Raw genomic sequence first — 24,250 nt, 5'->3', positions numbered from 1 at the left:
TCACAGCTGCCGGGCGAATCCGACGATGTCGCGGACGGTGGCGGCGTAGACATCCGGCATTGCGGCGCGGAAGAACACCTCGGCCGCGTGAACCGTGCCCGCCACGGTGCGACCGACGGCGCTGACGCCGTTGGCGAGCAGACGACGGCAGTAGGCCAGCCCTTCATCGCGGAGCGGGTCGAGCTCGTTGACCGAAATGACATGTGGCGGCAACCCGTGCAGATCGATGTCGGCGGCGTGATACGGCCAACAGAATGCGTCAGTGCCGTGGGCGCCAAGCGGGTCGTAGACGGTTCCCATGATGGCCAACAGTGCACAGCTGATGAAGTAGCCATCATTCTCGCGCCGGGACGGAAGTGCCGCTGGCTTCTCCCAGGGGCTGGCAATCATCGGCGCCATCGCATAGACACCGTGCGGCCGTCGGCCCCACTGCTCCCGGTTGGCCTTGAGGGCCACCCCCAGCGCCAGGTTTCCACCGCCTGACTCGCCAGACACGACGACGTTGCCGATATCCAGATCGGATTGGCGGGCCAACACCCATTCCGTCGCCGCGACGCAATCGTTGAGGCCTGCCGGATAGGGGTGGCTTCCGAGTTTGCCTCCGGCGTTGCGGAATTCCACTCCAACTACCACGGTGCCATGCGCGGCGAGCTCGTCGCGCCACCGGACATAGCACGAGTCGTCGGCGCTGAGGATGACTCCACCGCCGCCGTGGAGGTGCACCACACACGGCAAGCTGGCGCCGACGTGCCAGGCGGGACGGTGGATCTGCAGCGGGATTTGGTTCCCGTCCGGACCGTAGATGGTGACGGCATCGCGTGAAACCCCGGTGACCGGTTCAAGACCCGACGCCAAGGCGTCGAACACCGCACAGAAACCTACCTCGGCGTCGGCCACGTAGCTCAGCAACTGCTCGCGTGACGAAGACGGCGACACATCGGGCTGTGGTTGCCCACGGTCCAAACCGAACGCGGCCATGGCGGCCACCATGCGCGGGTCCGCACGCGGGTCATCTCGTAGGTCAGCCATGGCGTGCGTCGACTGCTTCGGACTCTGAAACGGACTCCGCTGCGCCCGATCCGAGGTGCAGGTCCCGCTTGATGCCGTCCGCCCGCCAGGTCTCGAGTAGTTTGAGATACTCGAGCGGACCACCGCCGTACGCGGTTGCGAACACCCCTGGTGCTGCTTTCTCGTCGGCTTCGTTGTTGTAAGCGCCGGGGGTGCAGCTACGGCTGGTCTCGGGGTTGAAGTTGGATTTCTCAGCAATCACCTCGCCCCACCGCTGTTGCGCCTCGGGCCGGACTTCCGCGGTGCTGGCGCCTTGGTCCAATGCGTACTTGACGATGCTCGCGACGTGGCGTGCTTGGTCGCCGAACACCAGGGGCGAGTTGATGGACAACCCCGCTTGGTGCAGCCCGCCGATGATGAACAAGTTGGGGAATCCGTGGATGGAGATTCCGTGCAGAGATCCGAGGCTCTGCGTGCGGCGCTCCGAAAGCGTCTCCCCGCTGGGCGAATACACCTCAAACCCGCCTGACCGAGTGACGGCCACGGCGAACTCGAATCCAGTGGCGTAAACGATGCAGTCAACCGGATACTCGTGGCCGTCGAACACGATCCCGCCTTCGGTGATGCGGTCCAGGCCCCTGCCGTCGGTGTCGATGAGGGTAACGTTCGGTCGGTTGAACGTCGGCAGATAGTCGTCATTGAAGGTCGGCCGCTTGCAGAACCTGCCGTAATAGGGTTTGAGCGCCGCAGCCGTGACGGGGTCGTCGACCAGTTGGTCCACACGCGCCCGAATCCGCTCCATCTCCGCGACGTCCATCTCTTCCATCAAGGCCGCGGCAGCTTCGGGGGATTCCGCCGTTCTGGCCTGTCCGGCGCCACCCCAGATGGCAGACCACTTGTCGCCGACCATGTCGGTGTCTCGCGGGTCCCCGCCAAGGAGGACGTCGAAATTCTCCATCCGCCGACGCTGCCAGCCAGGGTCTTGGCGATCCACCCATCCCGGCTCGAGCGGGGCATTGTCCCGGCTGTCGACGACGGACGGGGTGCGCTGCACCACATACAGATGATGTGCGTAGCGCGCGACCACCGGCACGATCTGCACGCCGGTTGATCCGGTGCCCACCACCGCGACGCGTTTATCGCGCAGCTTGTCGAGCCCACCGCGCGGTCCACCGCCCGTATACCCGTAATCCCATCTGCTGCTGTGGAATTGCTTGCCCTTGAAGTCCTTGATGCCAGGAATCCCCGGGAGCTTGTGCCGGTGCAATGGACCGCCACTCAGCACGACGAACCGGGCCCGAGTCTGATCACCGTGATCGGTGTTGACCATCCACCGGTCATCCGACGCCGACCAGTGGATCTCCGTCACTTGTGTTTGGAAGTGGGAGTTTTGGTACAGGCCGAACTTCTCACCGATCCGGCACAGATGCGCCGCAATCTCCTCCCCCGGCGCGTATTTCGCCGACGGCGTGTAACCAAGCTCTTCCAGCAACGGCATGTAGATCAATGATTCGCAGTCGCACGCAATGCCGGGATAGCGATTCCAGTACCACGTTCCGCCGAAGTCGCCGGCTTTCTCGACGATACGAAAGCTGAAAACGCCGGCCCGTCGCAGCTCCACTGCCGTCAACAGGCCGGTGATACCGCCGCCTACGATCACGACGTCGACCGACTCCGACGACGGCGTTCGGGAGGGTGGGCTCTCGACGTAAGGGTCACGGCCGAACTCGGCGAACTCACCGTCGACGCTGATGTATTGCGCATTGCCCTTCGACGAAAGTCGCTTGGTCCGCTCTACGCGATACTTCTCGGCCAGCTGACGCTTGCGTTCCTCGTCGATTGCTGAATCTCCTGGACTATTGGACAAGTCCCCTCCTGATGACGTCGTTGCCGTGGCAGACCCGCAGCCCACTGGGATCTCAAGCTAGGACGCGCGAGTTTGAGGAGCCAGCCAGATTGAGCCATACATAGTCCGGGACTGGCCACGTCGATCAGGGGGCATCAGGACCGCACGGCCATGCCAACGACGGATGAAACGCGGCGGAATCCGGCTGTTCCTCCGGGTTCGTCACGCCCTACCTTCGCCAGAAGTCAGCGCATGCTGGCACGGAGGGAAACGTAGTGATGACCCGTTTCGACGACGAGGTGGTCGGCACCAGCGACATTGCGAGTGACGAAATTCCCATCGGCGGCTTCGGTCTCGACACTGAGTCATCGCACGCAAGGGTTTCGCTGCTTGAGCAACCACAGACCACACCCGACGGGCGTACCGTCGACGGATCTGGTTCCTCCTGGTCCGCTCGCTTTGACGACGGTCTGACAAGGGTCTCGGACGCGAGGGCCGCCAAACCGGTTCGCGCGATGGGCGGTTTCTTCGCGATGGCGTTGGACACGTTGGTGTTGATCCCACGCAGACCATTTGCGTGGCGAGAGTTCCTGTTGCAGTGCTGGTTTGTGGCCCGTGTGTCGCTACTTCCCACGATGCTGCTGGCCATTCCACTCGACGTCCTACTGATCTTTACGTTCAACATTCTGATAACGGACTTCGGCGCAGCCGACTACTCCGGCACCGGCGCCGCATGGGGCACCGTCACCCAAGTCGGCCCGGTCGTGACGGTGCTGGTCGTCTCTGGAGCGGGCGCCACGGCCATGTGCGCTGATCTTGGTGCCCGCACGATTCGCGAGGAGCTCGACGCGCTCAGGGTGATGGGTGTCAATCCGATTCAGGCGCTCGTCGTGCCCCGGGTGCTGGCCGCTACCGTGGTCGCAACCCTGTTGTCCTCCGTGGTCATCCTGGTCGGGTTGGTCGGCTGTTTCGTCTTCTCGGTATACGTACAGAACGTCACGCCGGGTGCGTTCGTGGCCAGCCTGACGACCATCACCCACGGCGCCGACGTCGTCGTCGCCTGGATCAAGGCCGCGGTGTTCGGACTGTCAGCTGGCCTAATCGCTTGTTACAAGGGAATTTCGGTTGGCGGTGGACCCGCGGCCGTCGGGATCGCCGTCAACGAAACGGTGGTGTTCACGTTCGTGGCCTTGTTCGCAATCAACATCGTCGCAACCGCCGTGGGCGTGAAGGTCACGATATGACAGCGAGCGTTCCCAGCAGGCGATACCCCCGCCTGCGCAGCGCAGTTGCGAGCCCGCTCGACACCTTGACCGTAATCGGAACGCAGGCACAGTTTTACGCCAAGATTCTGCTTTCGATGAAAGACGCGTTCTTGCACTACCGAAGCGAGATGGTGCGGCTGGTCGCTCAGATGAGCCTGAGCTCAGGGGCACTGGCGCTCATCGGCGGAACGGTCGCCGTCGTCGGATTTCTGACCCTGTCGGTAGGCAGCCTGGTCGGCATCCAGGGTTACAACCAATTCTCCAGCTTCGGTACCGAGGCGCTGACCGGCTTCGCGTCCGCATACTTCGTCACCCGGTTACTCGCCCCGGTGATCGCCGGTATCGCACTGGCCGCAACGATCGGCGCCGGCGCAACCGCTCAGCTTGGTGCGATGCGCATCAACGAGGAGATCGATGCCTTGGAGGTGATCGGTATTCGATCGATCGCCTACCTGGCGTCGAACCGGGTCGTAGCCGGGGTGATCGTGGTCGTCCCGTTGTACTGCGTGGCGATGTTGACCGCATACTTCTCCGCCAGGTTCACCACCACCTTCGTCTACGGACAGTCGACGGGTGTCTACGACCACTACTTCCATACGTTCTTGAATCCGACAGATCTGATTTGGTCCTTCTTTCAAGCGATTGCGATGGCCGTCGTGATCATGATGGTCCACACCTATTACGGATTCACCGCCTCCGGCGGCCCGGCAGGCGTCGGCGAGGCCGTCGGTCGATCCGTTCGCACCTCTCTGATCGCCGCGGTGTTCGTCGTCTTGTTCCTCTCACTGGCCATCTACGGCCAGTCCGGCAACTTTCACTACGCGGGTTAGCCAATGGAGGCCATGAGACGCTTTCGGGGAATACACCCAGCGTGGTGGGCTCTCGCCCTCTTCGCCCTGGTCGCGTCGATCGTCATGGTGTGTTCGGCGTTCTTCGTCGGATCGTTCAACGCTTACGTGCCAGTGACTTTGACATCGGATCGCACCGGACTCGTAATGGAGCCCGGCGCGAAGGTCAAGCTGCACGACGTCGAAGTGGGCCGTGTTGCCGCGGTCACCGGGGGTACGGGCACGACCAGCCTGAAGCTGGACATGTTCCCCGACCAGATGCGCTACATCCCGGCCAATGTGCAAGCCGAGATCAAGGCCACCACCGTGTTCGGCGCCAAGTACGTCGAGCTCACCCCTCCCGATGCGCCCACCCCGAACAGGCTGGCCGCGGGGGCGGTGTTGGTGTCGCGCAATGTCAGCACCGAAATCAACACGGTATTCGAGAACCTGGTCGGGCTGTTGGGTGAGATCGACGTGTCCAAGCTGAACGCCACGGTGACCGCGCTCGCCGACGGCGTGCGCGGGCAGGGCGAACGGATCGGCGAAGCAACGACCGCCGCCAACCAAGTGCTGCTCGCGATCAATCCACGAATGGACACCATCACGCAGGACTGGCGCTCCTTCAAGGGATTCAGCGACACCTATGCCGCTGCAGCCCAAGACATTCTGGCCACACTGGACGCGGCCAGCACCACCAGCACGACCATCACGAACCACGCCAAGGATCTGGATGCCTTCCTGCTGAGTGCGATTGGATTGTCCAATAGCGGCGTCGAACTACTCGGGCAGAACAAGGACAACGTCGTCAACGCCATCAACGGGTTACAGCCGACCACCGACCTGCTGATGAAGTACAACCCGGAGTACACCTGCCTCCTCGTCGGCGCCAAGTACTACCTGGACAACGGCGGATACGCGACCACCGGAGGCAACGGCTATTCGTCGGTCGTGGACGCTGCCGTGTTGCTCGGCGACGACCCGTACCAGTACCCGGACAACCTTCCGATCGTGGCCGCTAAGGGCGGCCCGGGCGGCAATCCCAGCTGCGGTTCACTACCCGATGTCGCGAAGAACTTCCCGGTGCGCTCCACGGTGACCAACACCGGCTGGGGTACCGGGCTGGACTTACGGCCCAACCCCGGTCTCGGGCACCCGTGCTGGGCCGACTACCTCCCGGTGACGCGCGCCGCGCCGCGACCGCCCACCATCCGCCAGTGCCTACCGGGGCCAGCCCCTGGGCCGATCCCCTACCCGGGGGCGCCTCCGTACGGTGCCCCGCTGTACAGCCCGGACGGAACGCCGCTGTGGCCCGGCGTGCCTCCAGCACCCACCCCCGAGCCGTCGCCGCCCGGGCCGCCCCCGGCCGAATCAGCGCCACCGGCGCCGTGAACAGCCCCATCCGACCGAATAGGCATCGAGGAATATGGCCATGACGAAGAGCTTGCGACGCGCCGTCATCGGCTTCGCCGTGTTCGTGGTCGTCTGCGTGGTGAGTGCGGTCTCATTGATGGCGGTCTTTGCTCAGGTGCGGATCCAAGCCGAGCGGACGTACCACGCTGAATTCACCGACGTCAGCGGCCTGACCGAGGGTGACTTCGTGCGCATCGCGGGGGTCGAGGTCGGCAAGGTCAAGAAGATCTCGATCAACCAGAACAACCTCGCAGTCGTTGAGTTCTCCGCCGACCCGACGGTGGTGCTCACTCAGGGCACAAAGGCCGCGCTGCGGTGGGCCGACCCGATCGGCACCCGTTACATGGCACTACTAGAGGGCGCCGGCGGTGTGGAAAGACTCAACCCGGGGGGCACCATCGCGGTAGATCGAACCGAACCGGCGTTGGATCTCGACGTCCTGCTGGGCGGCTTCCGGCCGCTGTTTCGTGCGCTCGACCCCCAACAGGTCAATGCCCTATCCAGTCAGCTCATCCAGGCCCTTCAGGGCGAGGGCACCACGATCGGATCGTTTCTGAGCCAAACGGCGGCGGTGACCACTACCCTCGCTGACCGCGACGAGCTCATCGGACAGGTCATTACGAGTCTCAACGCGGTACTCGGAACGCTGGGCGCCCAGCGCGACCAGGTCCGCAAGACAGTCGACTCGCTGTCGGAGATCGTCAAGGGCCTGGCGGAACACAAGACGGACATCAGCAACGCGGTGGCCTACACCGATGCCTCGTCGGCGACGATCGCCGATCTGCTCCTGCAGGCCAGGCCGCCGTTCAAGAACACCGTCGCACAAACGGATCGTGCCGCTTCGATCGCGGTCGCCGACCACGACTACCTCGACGACCTACTCAACACGCTGCCAGATTCATACAAGGCACTGGCCAGGATGGGCATGAACGGTGACTACTTCAGCTACTACCTCTGCGACATGTCCTTAAAGCTCAACGGCAAAGGGGGACAGCCCGTCTACATCAAACTCGTGGGTCAGTCTTCGGGACGGTGCACACCGAAATGAAGTCTTTCGCTGAACGAAGTCCATTCGTCATCGGAGCGATCGGCATCTCGCTCGTAGCGGGCATCGTCGCGCTTGCATTGACCTACGACAAACTGCCAATCGTTAACTCCGAGAAGCACTACTCGGCCTACTTCGCCGAAGCCGGCGGCCTGAAAACCGGAGCTCCGGTACAGGTCGCGGGGCTTCGGATAGGACAAGTGTCGTCTGTGAGGCTAGACGGTTCGCAGGTTTTGGTCGCGTTCGATGTCGATGACGGTGTGCGCCTGGGCGAGAGCAGCGAAGCCAACATCCGGACCAAGACGCTACTGGGTGCGAAGGTCTTGCAGGTGACCCCACGCGGTGGCGGCGAGCTATCTGCACCGATTCCATTGGAGCGCACCAGGTCTCCCTACCAGCTGCCCGATGCCCTCGGTGATCTGTCGACCACCATCACCGGACTGAACACCACCGCGGTATCCGACGCGCTGGCCACCCTGTCGCAGACCTTCCACGACACGCCGCCGGATCTCAAGGCGGCGGTCGACGGTGTGGCGCGCTTCTCCCAGGTCCTGGATACTCACGATCAACAGCTCCGCGATCTCTTGACCAACGCCAACAAGGCCACCTCCGTGCTCTCAGAGCGCGCCGACCAGATCGCAGGCCTCGTCGCCGACACCAACGCTCTACTCGCTCAGCTGCGATCACAAAGCGGTGCGTTGGACGAGGTTTCGGGCAACCTGTCGGCGTTTGCCAAACAGCTATCCGGCTTCATCCAGGACAACAAGGCACAGCTGCGTCCCGCCCTCGACAAGCTCAACGGTGTCCTGACGATCGTCGACAACCGCAAGGGGCGGATACAAGAGGCGATCAAATCGCTTAACGCCTATGCGATGTCACTGGGCGAAGCCGTCGCATCCGGCCCGTTCTTCAAGGCCTATCTGGCAAACCTACTACCGGGTCAATTCATTCAGCCATTCGTCGACGCCGCGTTCTCCGACCTTGGCCTGGACCCCCACGTGCTCTTGCCGTCGCAGCGCACCGACCCGCCGACCGGTCAGCCCGCCACTCCCCCACTGCCGATCCCCTACCCACGAACGGGCCAAGGCGGGGAGCCCAATCTCACACTGCCCGAAGCGATCACCGGCACGCCGGGTGACCAGGGTTGCGGGCCGACCGGGCTGCCCTTACCTGGGCCTACTGGCTGCTACCCATACCGAGAGCCGCTGCCCGCACCAACGCCAGGGGGTCCGCCACCCGGTCCGCCAGCGAACGCGGCGCCCGGCGTGGCGTCCACACCGGGGCCGAGCCCAGCCCCGGTCTACCAGACCGCCCCCAACGAGGTCCCGCCAGCCGGGCCGACACCAACGCCCTCCGAAGGAGGACAGTGATGAAAACACGCAACGCGAGGATCGGCCTTGCGGTGGTCCTGGCGCTGGCCTTGGTCGGCGGGCTCGTGGTCGCGGCCCAATCGCTGAACAAGATGGACAGAACGCACCTCGTCGCCTATTTCGACAACAGCAACGGCCTGTTTCCCGGCGACGAGGTCCGCGTCCTCGGCGTGGCGGTGGGCGCGATCGACACGATCGACCCCGAGCCCAACAGGGTGAAGATCTCATTCTGGGTCGATGACACCCTCAAAGTGCCTGCCGAAGTGCGCGCCGCGATCTTGTCGCCCCAGTTGGTCACCGCGCGGGCCATCCAGCTGACACCCGTGTACACCGGGGGCCCGGTGCTGGGCAGCGGCGCGGTGATCCCCCAGACCCGCACCGCAGTCCCACTGGAGTGGGATGACCTGCGCGCGCAGCTGGACAAGCTGACCGTGGCCATGCAACCCACCCAGCCGGGCGGTGTCAGCACACTGGGTGCCTTCATCGACACGGCGGCCGACAACCTGCGCGGTCAAGGCACGAACATCCGCGACGCCATCATCAAGATGTCGCAGGCATTCTCAATCGTCGGCGACCACAGCAATGACATCTTCTCCACGATCAAGAATCTCTCGGTGGTGGTGTCCGCCCTGCATGACAGTTCGGCGTTGCTGCGGCAACTCAACACCAACCTGGCTTCGGTGACTGGGCTGCTCGCCAACCAACCCGACGAAGTGGGACAGGCGATCTCAGACCTGAACGCCGTCGTAGGGGACACGACGAGCTTCATCGCCGACAACCGCGAAGCCTTGGGCACCACGACCGACAGGCTGTCGTCGATTTCCCAGGCCGTCAACGACAGTCTGGGCGACATCAAACAGACACTGCACGTCGCGCCGACCGCGTTTCAGAACTTCATCAACATCTACCAGCCGGCACAGGCCGCGCTCTCCGGAGATTTCGCGATCAACAACTTCGCCAACCCGATCAGCTTTCTATGCGGGGCTATTCAGGCCGCGTCACGCCTGGGTGCCGAACAGTCGGCGAAGCTCTGCGTTCAATACCTCGCGCCCATCATCAAGAACCGTCAGTACAACTTCCCCCCAATCGGCGAGAACCTGATCGTGGGCGCCTCGGCGCGGCCCAATGAAGTCACCTACAGCGAAGACTGGATGCGACCCGACTACGTCCAGCCGCAGGACAACGCGCCGGCACAGCCATCGCCACCACCGGTCAACGCGGGACCGCTGGCCGCCGAATCCACCGTCGTCGCCACCGACCCAGCACAGGGCCTGACCGGCATGATGGCGCCGCCCGGGGGAGGCTCGTGAACATCATCACCAGGATGGCATTGCGCGGCATCGGCTCTGGCGTCTCCGTGGTCGTGGTGGCCGCCGGCCTCACGGGTTGCGAGTGGCACGGTCTGAACTCATTGCCGATGCCTGGGACACAGGGCGGCGAATCGGGGTCCTATGAGATCAAGGCCCAGATGCCCGACGTGGCCTACGTTTCGCCGAACTCGCGGGTGCGAGTGGGCGACGCGAACGTCGGCACCGTCACTACGGTCGAACGGGAGGGCTGGCACGCGCTAGTCACCATGAGACTCAACGGTGACGTCGACCTGCCGGCCAATGCGACCGCCACGCTCGGCCAGACGAGCTTGTTGGGTTCACTGCACATCGAGCTATCGCCCCCGGTTGGCGTAACGCCAGAAGGAAAGCTGCACAACGGATCGGTCATTCCGTTGACGAACGCGGGCGCCTACCCGAGTAGCGATCAGACGCTTGCCGCCGTGTCGCTCCTGCTCAACGGCGGCGGTATCGGCCAAATCCAAGACATCACCGCCGCGTTCGCCACCGCCTTCGCCGGTCGCGAGCAAGACCTCAAGAGTCTCATCACCCAGATCGACGAGTTCGTCGGACATCTCAACGAACAGACCGGAGACATCATCGCGGCCACCGAGAGCTTCAATGACCTCGTGGGCCAGTTCGCCGACCAGAAGCCGGTGCTGGACAAGGCGATCCGCACCATTCCGGATGCGCTGAACGTGCTCAAAGACCAGCGAGACAACCTCATCACGGCGATCGACACGTTCGGCAGATTCAGTGCACTCGCCACGGACACAGTCAACCAAACCAAAGGCGCACTGACACAGGAGCTCAAGGATTTTGGACCAGTCTTGGAATCGTTGGCCAACGCAGGGCCCGCGATGACCCGTTCACTCAGCTTCTTGGCCACCTACCCGTGGCCCAAGGAGACCATCACCAATTGGGTGCGCGGCGACTACGCCAACCTGTCTCTCACCGTCGACCTCACTCTGAGTCGCATCGATTCGTCGTTCTTCACCGGCACGCGATTTGAGGGCGACCTCACCAAACTCGAGCTGCAATGGGGCCGCACGATCGGTCAGATGCCCAGTCCGTATACGGCCGGCAATCCGTTGGTCGTTCCCTATCGCACGGATCAAGGAAAATAGCGTGCGGCTCACCCGATGGATCCGGATCCAATTGACGATCTTCGTGGTCATCTCTGTCGTCGCCGGATCCCTGATGATCTTCGGCTACATCAAGCTGCCCGCCCTGCTGGGGGTTGGGCAGTACACCGTCACCGTGCAGTTGCCCCGCGCGGCCGGACTGTATCAAAACGGAAACGTCACCTACCGCGGCACCGAGGTCGGACGCGTCGCCGAGGTGCGCCTCACCGACACCGGCGTCGACGCAGTGCTGTCCTTGCGTTCCGACCTTCACATCCCCTCGGACCTGGACGCGCAGGTGCACAGCGTATCTGGAGCTGGTGAACAGTACGTCGCGCTAGTACCGCGCAGCGACCACGGATCACCACTGAAGAACGGCGACGTGATTCCGGTCGGTCGCACGTCGGTACCGTCGGACATCAGTACACTGCTCGACGCCACCAATCGAGGCTTGCAGGCCATCCCACGGGACAACGTGAAGACGGTCATTGACGAGTCCGCCACCGCGTTCGGTGGTCTTGGTCCGGAGATATCGCGCATCGTCAAGGGCTCCACCGCGTTGGCGATCGACGCGCGCACCAATCTGGATCCGCTCACCTCCCTGGTCGACCAATCCAAGCCGGTGCTGGACTCACAGACCGACAGCGAAGAGGCCGTCCACGCGTGGGCGGCGCACCTGGCCAACATCACCCGACAGCTGCGATCCAACGACACGGCGGTGGCAGGGTTCCTCGAGCAGGCTCCGGGCGCGGTAGACCAAGCCCGGCAATTGATCGACCGCATCAAGCCCACACTGCCGGTGCTGCTGGCCAACCTGGTCAGCATCAATCAGGTCGCGATCGCCTACCAGCCAGCCATCGAGCAGCTACTGGTGTTGTTGCCGTTGGGCACGGCCAACATACAAGGCGCCGGTCTCGCCGATCGGAACACCAAGCATCCCGGCGCCGCCATCGACTTCAACCTCAACGTCAACGTGCCGCCGGCATGCACCACCGGGTTCCTGCCGGCACAGCAGATGCGAACACCCAACTTCGAAGACGCCCCCTCCCGACCCGTCGGCGACTTGTACTGCCGGATACCCCAGGACTCGCCGATGATCGCCGTGCGCGGTGCCCGCAACTACCCTTGCCTGACGGTTCCTGGCAAACGCGCGCCTACGGTGAAGATGTGTGAGAGCGATGAGCAGTACGTGCCACTCAACGACGGCTACAACTGGAAGGGCGATCCGAACGCAACGTTGTCCGGACAAGATATTCCGCAGCTGCCACCGGGTGCTCCACCCGCAGACCGCATCCGACTGCCTGGCGTGGTCCCTCCCCCACCGGGCGCCACGTTGCCACCGATCGCAGCGGCCGAGTACGACCCAACCACCGGAACCTACGTCGGCCCCGACGGTCGGGCGTACACACAGTCTGATCTGGCTCAACAGGCACCGAAAGCGCCCACCTGGCAAGAGATGCTGACCCCACCCGCCGGAACCTGACGACATCGCGTGGTCCGCGCGGTGCTCTTCTTGGGCGCTGGTGCCGTTCAGACAATTGCGGATCGTCTTGCGGTGACGTCCGGTGCGTCGGGCGATCGCCCATTGGCGGTACCACACGGGTGGGGAAGTTCGATGAACGTTACTGCGGAATATCAGCGAGCGCCGTCAGCGAATCAGGTTCAGGACCTCGGCGCTCTGAGTACCGTCGACGTATTCGTCGATGGCGGTGATGCGTGTGCCGTCGACGGTAATGAACACGGCCGCCGGAATGACGATTGTCGCACCGGTCTTGCTGGTGAAGTGGACGTTGTGGCGCTGAATCACGCGGCCCCCGACGACATGCCGCTCTAGGATCTCGTACTTGATGCTGCCGATCTGGCAGATCTGACGCAGCATAGCCATGCTTTCATCCCGGGTCTGCGTCGCGCCGGTGAAGCTGTGCCAGATCCGAAAGTTCGCGTCGTAGATTCTGTTTAGCGAATCGATGTCGCCGCTCTCGATCGCGCTGGCGAAGTCGGTGGCCGTTCGTTCGGCGGGTGTGGTCATCAGTCGCTCGCGGTGTGACTGCCCTGTAATGCGACGAGTCGTTGTAGTGCGGCCTGGTCGCTTCCGCTGCGCGCGTGCGCTGCGCGGCGAAAGGTGTGCCGCATCTCGCCTAAGCCCTCGATACGGGTGACGAGCTCCTCGCCGGGTTGCAGGAAACGCGGGGGTTTGCGGACAAGGCCCACCCCGTCCGGGGTCCCGGTGAACACCACGTCTCCCGGCAGCAGCGGCACCATCGCCGAGAGCTCAGCCACCAACGCCGGAACCGAGAACACCAAATCCGCGGTGTTCGCCTCCTGCAGCATTTCGCCATCAAGGCTGCAACTGATCGCCAATGCGTCGGCCTTGGGCAGCGCATCCGGCGTCACCAGGAACGGACCCATCGGGCTGAAGCCCGGCAACGACTTGCCCATGCTCATCTGCGGGAGCTCACCACCACGCAGTTGCACCTCGCGATCGGACAGATCCTGGCCGACCGTCAGCCCCGCAACGTAATCCCAGCCCTGCTCGGTGGGGACGTTGCGCGCCAGTCGTCCGACGACGAAGACCAACTCCACTTCCCAGTCCACGGCATCGGAGGGCAACTCGATCTCGCCGACGGGACCGGTGAACGACGACGGGTACTTGGTGAAGATCATGGGCCACTCGGGCACGGCCATCCCGCCCTCAGCCGCGTGGCTGCGGTAGTTGGCTCCGATTCCGAACACCTGCACGGGACGCGGCGCCGGTGGACCCAGGTCCACCAGGTCGAATGGGACCGCTTCTCCCGTGGCTGTTTTGGCCCAGTCCACGAACTCCGACCACCGCTCATAAACCCCTTGTGGATCCGACGAGAACCGGCCGGTACTAGCCTTCTCGACATCGATCGCGCCCTCATCGGTAACAAGGACGAGACGACCCGACAAATTTGCAATCCGCACGCTAAACCCACCTATCTTGAACTATGCATCGCGGACTGATCAGCGGCGCATATTGGCCACGGCCGTAATCGAATCCAAACCCTCGGGGAAGTCGAGCTCGAGATCCAGCACGGTGCACATCCGGCCCAGCCCCCAGTAGAACCCAGCCACTTGCAATACCTCGACGATCTGGCGCTCACTGAGATTGCGCCGCGCCGCCGCAAAGACCGCATCGCTAACTCGTGGTGCCCGGACAACCGCGGCGACAAAAGACAGCAGCGCACGCTCCCCGACGTCGATTGGGGCTTCGAAGTCGCCGCTTCGGATCCGGTCGCGCAGATCAGCATCGATACCGACCGCCTCAAACATCGGCACGTGCTGTACGAACTCGTAGTCACACTCAGCGAGTACTGCCACTGTCAGGATCACCAACTCACGCTGGCGGTCGCTGAGTTCCAGAGCGCTGAAATTCGCCTGCGCCATCCGCAGAAACGGCTCGATCAGCGACTGCGCATGGGCAAGCATCTCGGTAATGTTGTTGTGGGGCAAGCCGTTGAGCAGATCCACCAACTCGGGCAGCAGCTGATCGCGCGCTGGATACGGTAACCGCGCCACTTACTAGGCCTTGCTCAGACTGTTGGCGACTTCGATGATGCCCGTCGTCCATTCTGTCTTGCGGTCAGCCCGCCGGGTGGTCATCGGCACGTCGCCGTTGCCGATCCGCTCCCACGCCGGATACCACGCCGTGAACTCGATCTGGGCGCCATCGGGATCCTGCACGTAGAACGACGCAGCGAACGTGTCCTCGTCAAGCTTGCCGATGTCATTGCACACCACCGCCAGATCGGCATCGGCCTTGTGGTCCATGAACGCCCACGTCAGATCCGTGCGCGACAACAGGTCCCACCACGCCTGCACATCAGCTGGATCGATGTGAACCGCAATATGATTCATGCAGCCGTCACGAATATCGTGACCTTGCTGCGCTGACTGAGCCACCTCGTCGTTCCACCAGATGTATCCCAACGTCGCATCGTTTCCGACGTCGAAGAAGAAGTGCTGACCATCACCGGTCGGCAGCGTCATCGTCTTGACCAGTGGTATGCCCAACTTCTGATAGAACTCGACGGTTCTGGCCATATCACCGGAATTCAACGCCACATGCGACACACCACGAGTCTGCGGCACACTCACCGACATCACGCCCTCCTTCGAGATCCGCTGAGAAGCACGGCCGCGGACGCGCGCCCGCGATGGGTTTGAGCGTATGCATTGCCGCAATTCCTGGACAGCCGGAAAGAGCGGTGGAGGATCCACAATTCGCGCGATGCGGAACCGTTGTGCTGAGGGACCAAGACCTGTGCCACCCTGTGGAGAAGTAGGTAGTCGAGCGAGGGCTTTGTGCCAAGAGGACGAGCATGACGATCACGCGTACGGGCGACGCACTGGCCGAGCTGTCCAGCCGTATCGGCGATGAGATGGCCGCGATCAGCGCGGGACTCACCGCGCAGGTGCTGGAATCGATCGACGTGTTGAGCATCGACGAGTTCGCCCACGAGCGGCTACTCGCCAGCGCCCAGGCGAACGTCTCGACATTCGCCCATCTGCTGCGCCACCCTGCCGACCTCGACGCGGTGGAGGTGCCGCTCGGGGCGGTACAGTTTGCGCATTGGCTCGCCCAGCGGGGGGTCCCCCTTACGGCGCTACTTCGGGCCTACTACCTAGCGGGCGCGCGCATGGCGACCTTGTGCATGCTCGAACTGGTGCGCATCGCCGACAGCAACGACGATTTCGCTCCGGCACTGGAGCAGGCGAATCGGCTCGTACACGGCTACGTCGACCGGGTATGCGAACGAATCAGTCCGCTGTACAACGCCGAACGCGAACGCTGGCTCCACCAGCAGGGCGCCGCGCGACTCGAGAACGTTCAAGCGTTGTTGACCGGTCGACAGATTGACATATCCAAGACAGAGTCCAAGCTCGGCTACGGCCTCGACGGGGTGCATGTCGGTGTCGTCGCTTGGCATACCGCGAGTAGTCACCTGGGAAATGAATCCCTACAGGTCCAGCGTGTCATCGAGTCCTGCGCCGAGCGACTGGGTTGCCGGCAGGCGCCGTTGATCGTTGCGCGTGACGAGGCGACGGCGTGGGGCTGGCTGTGCCTTACCGGGACCGGGAACAAGAATCCGACGGTCGAACTTGAGGACAGCATCCGCGCCGCGAACCAGCAGATCCGCGCATCAGTCGGTACTCCGGCCGCCGGAGTGGACGGCTTCGTGCGCACGCACCGACACGCGACGTCGGCACAGACCGTGGCGCTGGCTGGCGGCGAACGTGCTACCTCCGTCACGCCGTATCAGGCTGTCGCCAGCATTACGTTCCTGTGCCAGGATCTCGATCGCGCACGAGATTGGGTGGTCGAGACCTTGGGTGAGCTGTGCCGCGACGACGAGCAGACCGAACAATTGCGCACGACGTTGGCGACATTCCTCGACTGCGGGCGCAGCTTCACGGCGGCAGCCGAACGCCTGCAGTGCCACAAGAACACGGTGCAGTACCGGATCCGACGCGCTGAGGGATTATGCGGCCGGTCACTGCGAGAAGGGCAGCTCGATCTCGAACTGTCCTTGCTGGCCTGCCGCTGGCTCGGTCCAGTCGTGTTCGCTTAGCGATCCTCGTCCTCTCGACACAACAGTCGCGCTCGACTTCGTCCCCCTCCACAGGGCGGCACAGAATTTGGTCTCTCAGCACAACGGTTCCAAATAAGTTCTGGCATCCGCCTCATGACGAACAGGCGTCTAGCCCGTTCACTGAGCCTTCGAATCTCACGGTACGACACAGGCGAGGTGATGGGACATGTCCCCTAAGCACGAAACAACGACATCGGCTGACGTGTGCGATGTCGTCATCGTCGGAGCCGGGTTTTCGGGGTTGTACATGCTTCACCGTGCCCGGCAACTCGGACTGTCCGCACGCATCTTCGAGGTAGGCAGCGGGGTCGGGGGGACCTGGTACTGGAACCGGTATCCGGGTGCGCGCTGCGATATCGAGAGCTTCGACTATCAGTACTCGTTCTCACCGGAGTTACTCGCCGAATGGCGTTGGAGCGAAAGGTATCCGCGTCAGGACGAGATTCTGGCCTACCTCGAGTTCGTGGCCGACAAATTCGAGATGCGCGACCACATTCAATTAGACACCAGAGTCACTGCCGCGGGGTACGACGCTTCGAGCAGCTGCTGGACGGTGGAAACAAGCCGGGGAGACCAGGCCACCGCGCGCTTCGTCGTGATGGCCACCGGATGCCTCTCGACCGCGAACGTGCCCGCCATGAGTGGACTCGACGACTTCTCCGGGCCGTGGTATCACACGGGCGCTTGGCCGCACGAGGCCGTTGACTTCTCCGGCAAGCGCGTCGCGGTGATCGGCACCGGCTCATCGGGCATTCAGGTCATTCCGGAGATCGCCGAAGTCGCCGCCGAGCTCTTCGTGTTCCAGCGCACGCCGAGCTTCAGCATCCCTGCGTTCAATCGGAAGCTGACGCCCGATGAGGCTGCGGCGGAACTGTCTGGCTTCGCCGACCGCCGCCAGCATGCCCGCGAATCCCATTTTGGTATTCGGTTCCCGATGAACGACCAGTCGGCGCTCGAGGTAGATGAGCAAGAACGGTGGCAGGCATTGGAGAAACAGTGGCAGCTCGGCGGACTGGCCATGATGGGCACCTACGCGGACATCCTGACACAGCCTGAGGTCAACGACACCGCGGTTGCCTTCGTCCACGACAAGATCCGCCAGAAGGTCAGCGAGCCCGAATTGGCGGAACGACTCTTGCCCAGAGGCTATCCGCTCGGCGGTAAGCGGATCTGCCTAGACACGAACTACTTCGAAACGTTCAACCGCCAGAACGTGACACTTGTCGATGTCTCAGACAACCCGATCGAACGGATCACACCAAAGGGAATCCGCGCTGGCGTAACCGAATACGACGTTGACGCCATCGTCTTCGCAACCGGGTTCGACGCCATGACCGGAGCGATCCTCGCAGTCGACATCAAAGGACGCGATGGCGTCACTCTTCGCGACAAGTGGAGTGCTGGGCCCCGGACACTGCTCGGACTCAGCTCGGCCGGATTCCCGAATCTGTTCTTCATCACGGGCCCTGGCAGTCCTTCGGTGTTCTCGAACATGATCGTATCGATCGAGCAGCACGTTGACTGGATCACCGAGGCCATCGAACACGTCACCGTCTCCGGTCTGGACAGCATCGAGGCGACGGAGGACGCCGAGACGCAGTGGGTGCAGCACGTCAACGACGTGGCCAACAGCACGCTCATCCCGAAGGCGAGTTCCTGGTACCTGGGCGCCAACGTTCCCGGTAAACCCCGCATCTTCATGCCTTACGTCGGCGGCGTCGGAACGTACCGCCAAATCTGTGACGACGTGGCCGCAAAGGGATACGAGGGTTTCGCACTCACCAAGCAACGGCCCCATTCAACGCAGGGAGTAGTCCGATGAGCAGTCCAGAGCAGGAAAGCATCACCATCCATGACGGAATCCATTTGGAAGTAGCGTCTTTCGGCTCCGGTGAGCCGCTGGTGCTCGTGTGCGGCACCTGCCAGGACCACCGACTGTGGGTGCCGTTGGTGCCAATCCTCGCCGAGCGTTACCGGGTGATCACCTACAACCACCGCGGCATCGGTGATTCCGATCGCGGCGAGGAGCCGATCAGCATTGCATCCCTGGCACAGGATCTCGAGGCTCTGCTGGATGCGCTGGGGATAACGCGGGCGCATCTGCTCGGATGGTCTCTCGGTAGCGCCGTCCTGCAAGAGATTGCGCTGGCTCGGCCCGACCGCGTGGCTTCGCTCGTACTCGCGTTCACCTGGGCACGAACCAGCACGTACCAGAGATCGTTGTTTTCGGTGCTGGCACACCCGTGGCACAACGGCAATCGCGCCCTGGGATTAGCCGGTCTGGCGCTGGCCTTCTCGCCCGAACTGCTCGAGTCCGAGCAATTCGGTCCGCTGATGACCCAATTCGATGCAGTGTTTCCGAGCACGCCGTCGCAGATCGCCACCGCTGCCGAGCAGTGGAACGCCGATCTGCTCCACGATGCCGATGATCGGCTGCCACAGATCAGTGCGCCCACACTCGTCATCGCTGGCGAGCAGGATCTGTTGACGCCACCGTCGCTGGGCCGCAGAGTCGCCGACGCAATCCCAAATGCCCGTTATGAACTGCTCACCGGTCCCGGCTCCAGCCACTCGGCGATGCTGGAGCGGCCACAGGAGGTGGCCGCGCTGATCCTGAGCTTCCTCGGCGAGCACGCCCTCGAGTCAGCCTGATGTACCCCGGTACGTTCGCGGCGAGCACCCCCGACAAAGCGGCGATCGTCATGGCCGACACAGGCGAGGAACTGACCTATGCCGAACTCGAGGATCGTTCCATCCGGCTCGCCCGAGCACTAGCGGCGGCGGGCCTGTCGCGCGGGGACCATCTGGCCTTCGTCGCCGACAATTGTCCCGAGGTGTTCGTCATCCTGTGGGCAGGCCTGAGGTCGGGACTGTATGTCACTGCCGTCAACCATCACTTGGCAAGTGGCGAAGCACGGTTCATCGTAAACGACAGCGGCGCCAAAGCACTGATCGTGTCCGCCGCTCAGGGTGCATTGGCTCGTGAACTGCTCGACGAAACCCACGGCGTGGTGGTGCGACTGGCGTTCGGGGCCGACGTGGCCGGATACGAATCCTATGAACGCGCGCTCACCGAATCATCGTCCACGCCCCCCGCCGACCAACCGCGCGGGATCGACATGCTGTACTCGTCGGGCACCACCGGCCGACCAAAGGGCATCAAACCCGCACTGCCGCAACGACAGGTCGGCGACACTGGTGATCCGTTTCTTACCGTATTCGCTCCACGGTTTGGCTTCGACGAGGACATGGTCTACTACTCGCCGGCACCGACTTACCATGCCGCGCCGTTGCGATTCGGCGCGATAGTGCACTCCGTCGGCGGCACCGTTGTGATGACCAAGAAGTTCGATGCGGAGCAATCGCTTCAAGTGATCGACCGTTATCGGATCACCCATAGCCAGTGGGTACCGACGATGTTCGTCCGGATGCTCAAACTGGACCCCGGCATCCGCGCCGCATCCGGATTCTCGTCGTTGCGCGTCGCCATCCACGCTGCGGCGCCGTGTCCCGTCGAGGTCAAACAACAGATGATCGATTGGTGGGGCCCGATCCTGTACGAGTACTACTCCTCCACCGAAGGGAACGGGGTCACGCTCATCGGGCCCGAGGAGTGGCTGCGTCATCCCGGATCGGTTGGCCAGGCGGTCCTCGGCGTAATCCACATCTGTGCCGACGACGGCACCGAGGTGCCGACGGGCGAAGTCGGCGATGTCTATTTCGAACGCGACGAATTGCCATTCGAATACCACAACGACCCGCACAAGACGCGTGAGGCCAAGCATCCGCTGCACGACAACTGGACTACCACGGGCGATGTCGGATTCGTCGACGACGACGGGTATCTGTACCTCACCGACCGCAAGGCTTTCACGATCATCTCCGGCGGGGTCAACATCTATCCCCAAGAGGTCGAGGATTGCCTGGTTCTTCACCCAAAGGTCGCCGATGTCGCCGTCATTGGAGTTCCCGACCACGAAATGGGCGAGCAGGTGTTGGCAGTCGTTCAACCGGCTGCCGGAATAGCGGTCGATGCCGAACTCGAACGCGAACTGCTCGATTTCATGCGGCCCCGAATCGCCCGATACAAGACGCCCCGCAGTATTCAGTTCACCGATCAGTTGCCCCGCAGCGCCACCGGAAAGCTCGTCAAAGGCGCCCTGAAATCACGGTATTCACAATCCGATTCGAGGAGCTGATCATGATCAGTACAGCGGTACGCAACTTCCCCATGCGGATCGACGGCCGACCAGTCGAAACGTCGCAACTTTTCGAGATCAGGGACCCGTCCACTGGTGGGGTCGTCGCCACGGCGGCCTGCGGCGGCGCCCGTGACATCGACAACGCGGTCGAGGCAGCCAAACGAACGTTCGCGACCGGCGAGTGGTCGCGCAGCAATCCAGCCGAACGCGTCAAGGTGCTGCGGGCGACCGCGGCAGCGATGACCGAGCGGATCGACGAGCTTGTCGAGTTGGAAATCATGGCCAACGGCGCGACGGTTCGCCAGGCCACCGCCCTGCACATCGGGTACGCCATCTCGCATCTCGAGTATTTCGCCGGCCTCGCTGAGCGCTACCAGTTCGAGCGCACAATGCCGCGCACGACCGGCCCGACGCTGGCACAAGCGGTGGTGCGGCGCGAACCGATAGGCGTCTGCGGCGCAATCGCGCCGTGGAATTTCCCCCTGCTACTGGCGATGTGGAAGGTGGCGCCCGCGCTTGCCGTCGGCAACAGTGTCGTAGTCAAGCCGGACGAGAAAACACCGTTGACGATGCTCGAATTCGTGCGCATTGCCGAAGACTGCGGCCTGCCGCCCGGAGTGCTCAACGTGATCCCAGGCCTAGGCCCGGACGCGGGCGCGCGGCTTGCCGCCCACCCCGACGTCGGGAAGATCGGCTTCACCGGATCCACCGAGGTCGGTCGCGAAGTCATGCGGCTTGCTTCGGACGCGGTCAAGCACGTCACGCTGGAATTGGGCGGAAAGTCGCCGACGATCATGCTCGACGATGCTGATATCGAGTTAGCCGTCGACGGCGTTCTGTACGGCTGCATGCTGTACTCCGGCCAGGCCTGTGAGTCCGGCACCCGACTGCTGGTTCCAGAACACCTCCATGACGACGTGGTCGATCTACTGGTGGAACGTGCGAAGACGATCAAGCTGGGTCCCACGAGGGACTGGGACACCGACATGGGACCGGTGATGTCTGCTGAGCAGCATGCGCGGGTATTGACCTACGTCGACAACGCCCACGCCGAGGGCGCCAGGCTGGTATGCGGCGGCGGAATACCGGACGGCACCGAGTTCAACCGTGGGTTCTGGTTGGAGCCAACCATTTTCACCGACGTGAGCCAGTCGATGCGAATTGCGCGCGAGGAGATCTTCGGGCCGGTGCTGTCGGTGCTGCGGTACTCCGACGATGCCGAGGCGGTGCGGATTGCCAACGACACCGACTACGGTCTGGTCGCCACCGTGTGGAGTACCGACAATGCCCGGGCGCTCGACATGGCCGAACAGGTCCAGGCCGGCACGGTGTGGATCAACGACCACCACATGATCGACTGTCAGTTGCCCTTTGGCGGTTACAAGCAAAGCGGCGTGGGGCGTGAACTCGGCCCCGACGCACTCGATCCGTTCACCGAACAGAAAACCGTATTGCTCGACCTGAGCGGCAAGCGAGAACGGCGTGCGTACGGGTTGTTGCTCAGCCACGCCGAAGAGTAGATGCATCAGGACTTTCCGACTCCAAGGAGGACACTCGAAATGGATCGCATCGCTGCGCTTCGTGACGAACGCAATGCAGTGCTGCAGTTCTGCCGCACGCTCACCATCCCCCAATGGGACCTCGACAGCACCGCGATGGGCTGGCGGATACGGGACGTCGTGGCGCACATGGGCGGCATCGCCAAAGAACTGTTCACTCCCCGCATGTTCGCAGTCATGGCCAGTTCCAGCATCGAGCGCTACAACGACGGGACGGTTGAACGCCGCAAACATCGGACACCGGACGAGATCATGGACGAATACGAGCGCTGGAGCCGTCGGCTCGGTCACCTGCTAACCATTTGCGACAAGACACCACTCGGTGCTGCGCCATTCAAACTCTCCGAACTGGGCCTCTTTCCGATGCGCCTGATTACCGGTGCAGTCCTTTTCGACACCCATACTCATCTGCGCCACGACATCGCCCCGGCGCTCGGCCTCGTGCCCCCGCCGACTGACGCCAACCGGATGTCCGCGGTGATCGACTGGATGGTGGTCGCTATGCAGCGCTCTCACCCGGAGGCCATGCAGTGGCTCGACCGGCCGATCGGGCTGACCCTCACCGGGCCAGGCGGTGGCACTTGGCGCATCGAGCGTGGAACCCAGGGTGGCCGCCTCACGGCGCGGCCCGATGATCCGGGCGCGACGGCCTCGCACGTCACCGGGCTTGCAGCAGAGTTCCCGATCTGGGGTACCAAACGAGCGGACTGGCGCGAGCACACCGTAAACATCGACGGAAACGCTGAGTATGGCTCGCGGTTCCTCGACAACCTGAACATCGTCTAACAAGAGGTAGGAAACAACATGTCGCAGTATCTGAAGGACAAGGTCGTCGTCGTCACCGGCGCCGCTAGCGGATTCGGCAAGTTGATCTCGGAAAAGTGTGCCGCCGGTGGCTCGAAGGTCGTCGGCGTGGACGTCAACGCCGAGGGCCTGACAGAGGTCGTCGAAGGCATACGAGCGGAGGGCTTTGAAGCCACCGCCTTTGTTGCTGACGTCACGGATATCGATCAATCCAAGGCATCGGCACAACACGCTCTCAACACTTTCGGCGCCATCGATGTGCTCGTGAACAATGCCGGCGTGATGCCGCTGGCCTTCTTCGCCGACCACGAGCGCGCGTGGGAGAAATGGCACAAGGCCATCGACATCAACATCAAGGGCGTAGTGAACGGCATTTCGGCTGTCTACGACCAAATGATCGAGCAGGGCCGAGGTCAGGTGGTGAACATCTCGTCCATCTACGGCAATTACGGGATCGAAGGCGCGGGCGTCTACAGCGCGACAAAGGCGGCAGTTGCGGCGATCTCGGATTCGTTGCGAGTGGAAACGCAGGGCAGGATCAAGGTCACCACGGTCAAACCGACCGGCATTTTCGGAACCAATCTCGCGAGCTGGATCGTCAACGAGACGGCGATCATGGGCCTCGCGGCACAGAAAGGCGTCCAGTACGTCGAAAACGTTGGCAACTTCCAGAACGGAAGTCTTCGACCCGCGCAAACCGACGTGGACTCCGTCGAGTACTGGCTAATCACTCCCGATGACCTGGCGAACGCCGTGGTGCACGTCATCGACCAGCCCTGGGGCATCAGCCTTTCCGACGTCACCGTCCGAGCGAGCGGCGAAAACTACGTCTACTGACATCACG

At 63.0% G+C, this 24,250-nt stretch carries 21 protein-coding genes; 15 read left to right on the top strand and 6 right to left on the bottom strand.

Annotated features, from left to right (window positions below; translation table 11 throughout):
* Both N536_RS0135215 and N536_RS40430 read right to left on the bottom strand, forming a co-directional pair.
* On the bottom strand, positions 1–1,029 hold the full coding sequence (locus N536_RS0135215) for an alpha/beta hydrolase fold domain-containing protein (RefSeq protein WP_029117904.1): 1,029 nt from the start codon (positions 1,027–1,029) through the stop codon (positions 1–3).
* Positions 1,022–2,875 (bottom strand): NAD(P)/FAD-dependent oxidoreductase, encoded by a 1,854-nt coding sequence (locus N536_RS40430; RefSeq protein WP_064751621.1) that lies wholly within the window; start codon positions 2,873–2,875, stop codon positions 1,022–1,024. The genes N536_RS0135215 and N536_RS40430 overlap by 8 nt, the downstream gene beginning before the upstream one ends.
* Positions 2,876–3,369: 494 nt before the next feature.
* Between N536_RS40430 and N536_RS0135205 the strand changes: the two genes are divergently transcribed.
* The 8 genes from N536_RS0135205 to N536_RS0135170 are packed head-to-tail and all read left to right on the top strand — an operon-like array spanning position 3,370 to position 12,709.
* A complete protein-coding gene (locus tag N536_RS0135205; RefSeq protein WP_197040315.1) occupies positions 3,370–4,098 on the top strand; it encodes an ABC transporter permease in 729 nt (242 codons plus the stop codon).
* Positions 4,095–4,949 carry an ABC transporter permease gene (locus tag N536_RS0135200; protein WP_029117902.1) on the top strand — a complete coding sequence of 285 codons (855 nt, stop codon included), beginning with the start codon at positions 4,095–4,097 and terminating at the stop codon, positions 4,947–4,949. Before N536_RS0135205 ends, N536_RS0135200 begins: the two co-directional genes overlap by 4 nt.
* A gap of 3 nt (positions 4,950–4,952) precedes the next feature.
* Positions 4,953–6,338: an MCE family protein gene (locus N536_RS0135195; protein ID WP_029117901.1), complete on the top strand. Its 1,386-nt coding sequence runs from the start codon at positions 4,953–4,955 to the stop codon at positions 6,336–6,338.
* Between the two features lie 40 nt (positions 6,339–6,378).
* Positions 6,379–7,407 (top strand): MCE family protein, encoded by a 1,029-nt coding sequence (locus N536_RS0135190; RefSeq protein ID WP_029117900.1) that lies wholly within the window; start codon positions 6,379–6,381, stop codon positions 7,405–7,407.
* On the top strand, positions 7,404–8,774 hold the full coding sequence (locus N536_RS0135185; protein ID WP_029117899.1) for an MCE family protein: 1,371 nt from the start codon (positions 7,404–7,406) through the stop codon (positions 8,772–8,774). Before N536_RS0135190 ends, N536_RS0135185 begins: the two co-directional genes overlap by 4 nt.
* Positions 8,774–10,084 carry an MCE family protein gene (locus N536_RS0135180; RefSeq protein WP_029117898.1) on the top strand — a complete coding sequence of 437 codons (1,311 nt, stop codon included), beginning with the start codon at positions 8,774–8,776 and terminating at the stop codon, positions 10,082–10,084. Before N536_RS0135185 ends, N536_RS0135180 begins: the two co-directional genes overlap by 1 nt.
* Positions 10,085–10,098: 14 nt before the next feature.
* The gene (locus tag N536_RS0135175; RefSeq protein WP_036438794.1) at positions 10,099–11,229 is read left to right on the top strand and encodes an MCE family protein; all 1,131 of its coding nucleotides are present in this window, start codon (positions 10,099–10,101) and stop codon (positions 11,227–11,229) included.
* A gap of 1 nt (position 11,230) precedes the next feature.
* A complete protein-coding gene (locus N536_RS0135170) occupies positions 11,231–12,709 on the top strand; it encodes an MCE family protein (RefSeq protein WP_029117896.1) in 1,479 nt (492 codons plus the stop codon).
* A gap of 165 nt (positions 12,710–12,874) precedes the next feature.
* Here the strand turns inward: N536_RS0135170 and N536_RS0135165 are convergent, their stop codons facing one another.
* From N536_RS0135165 to N536_RS41045, 4 genes are read right to left on the bottom strand one after another with little or no spacing between them, the layout of a single operon-like run.
* On the bottom strand, positions 12,875–13,255 hold the full coding sequence (locus tag N536_RS0135165; protein WP_029117895.1) for a nuclear transport factor 2 family protein: 381 nt from the start codon (positions 13,253–13,255) through the stop codon (positions 12,875–12,877).
* Positions 13,255–14,172, bottom strand: coding sequence for a fumarylacetoacetate hydrolase family protein (locus N536_RS40425; RefSeq protein WP_051575004.1), 918 nt, complete (start codon positions 14,170–14,172; stop codon positions 13,255–13,257). Before N536_RS40425 ends, N536_RS0135165 begins: the two co-directional genes overlap by 1 nt.
* 39 nt (positions 14,173–14,211) lie before the next feature.
* Positions 14,212–14,766 (bottom strand): carboxymuconolactone decarboxylase family protein, encoded by a 555-nt coding sequence (locus N536_RS0135155; protein WP_029117894.1) that lies wholly within the window; start codon positions 14,764–14,766, stop codon positions 14,212–14,214.
* A gap of 3 nt (positions 14,767–14,769) precedes the next feature.
* Complete coding sequence (locus N536_RS41045) at positions 14,770–15,468, bottom strand: VOC family protein (RefSeq protein ID WP_155948875.1); 699 nt, start codon at positions 15,466–15,468, stop codon at positions 14,770–14,772.
* A gap of 101 nt (positions 15,469–15,569) precedes the next feature.
* Here N536_RS41045 and N536_RS0135145 point away from each other — a divergent pair, with 101 nt between their 5' ends.
* The 7 genes from N536_RS0135145 to N536_RS0135115 all read left to right on the top strand — a co-directional run bounded on the left by N536_RS0135145 (position 15,570) and on the right by N536_RS0135115 (position 24,243).
* On the top strand, positions 15,570–16,820 hold the full coding sequence (locus N536_RS0135145) for a CdaR family transcriptional regulator (protein WP_029117893.1): 1,251 nt from the start codon (positions 15,570–15,572) through the stop codon (positions 16,818–16,820).
* 187 nt (positions 16,821–17,007) lie between these two features.
* Positions 17,008–18,663 (top strand): NAD(P)/FAD-dependent oxidoreductase, encoded by a 1,656-nt coding sequence (locus tag N536_RS0135140; protein WP_029117892.1) that lies wholly within the window; start codon positions 17,008–17,010, stop codon positions 18,661–18,663.
* Positions 18,660–19,493 (top strand): alpha/beta fold hydrolase, encoded by an 834-nt coding sequence (locus tag N536_RS0135135; protein ID WP_081809516.1) that lies wholly within the window; start codon positions 18,660–18,662, stop codon positions 19,491–19,493. Before N536_RS0135140 ends, N536_RS0135135 begins: the two co-directional genes overlap by 4 nt.
* Positions 19,493–21,040, top strand: a complete 1,548-nt coding sequence (locus N536_RS0135130; RefSeq protein WP_029117890.1) for an acyl-CoA synthetase — start codon at positions 19,493–19,495, stop codon at positions 21,038–21,040. The genes N536_RS0135135 and N536_RS0135130 overlap by 1 nt, the downstream gene beginning before the upstream one ends.
* Positions 21,041–21,042: 2 nt before the next feature.
* Entirely contained in the window at positions 21,043–22,563 is a 1,521-nt protein-coding gene (locus N536_RS0135125) for an aldehyde dehydrogenase (RefSeq protein WP_029117889.1), read from the top strand.
* Positions 22,564–23,388: a maleylpyruvate isomerase N-terminal domain-containing protein gene (locus tag N536_RS0135120; RefSeq protein ID WP_064751619.1), complete on the top strand. Its 825-nt coding sequence runs from the start codon at positions 22,564–22,566 to the stop codon at positions 23,386–23,388.
* Positions 23,389–23,406: 18 nt separating this feature from the next.
* On the top strand, positions 23,407–24,243 hold the full coding sequence (locus N536_RS0135115) for an SDR family oxidoreductase (RefSeq protein WP_029117887.1): 837 nt from the start codon (positions 23,407–23,409) through the stop codon (positions 24,241–24,243).
* The last annotated feature ends 7 nt before the right edge of the window (positions 24,244–24,250 follow it).

This window comes from Mycobacterium sp. URHB0044, from assembly GCF_000620625.1.
In the GTDB taxonomy this organism is placed as follows: domain Bacteria; phylum Actinomycetota; class Actinomycetes; order Mycobacteriales; family Mycobacteriaceae; genus Mycobacterium.
This window is presented reverse-complemented; position numbering and strand designations above follow the sequence as displayed.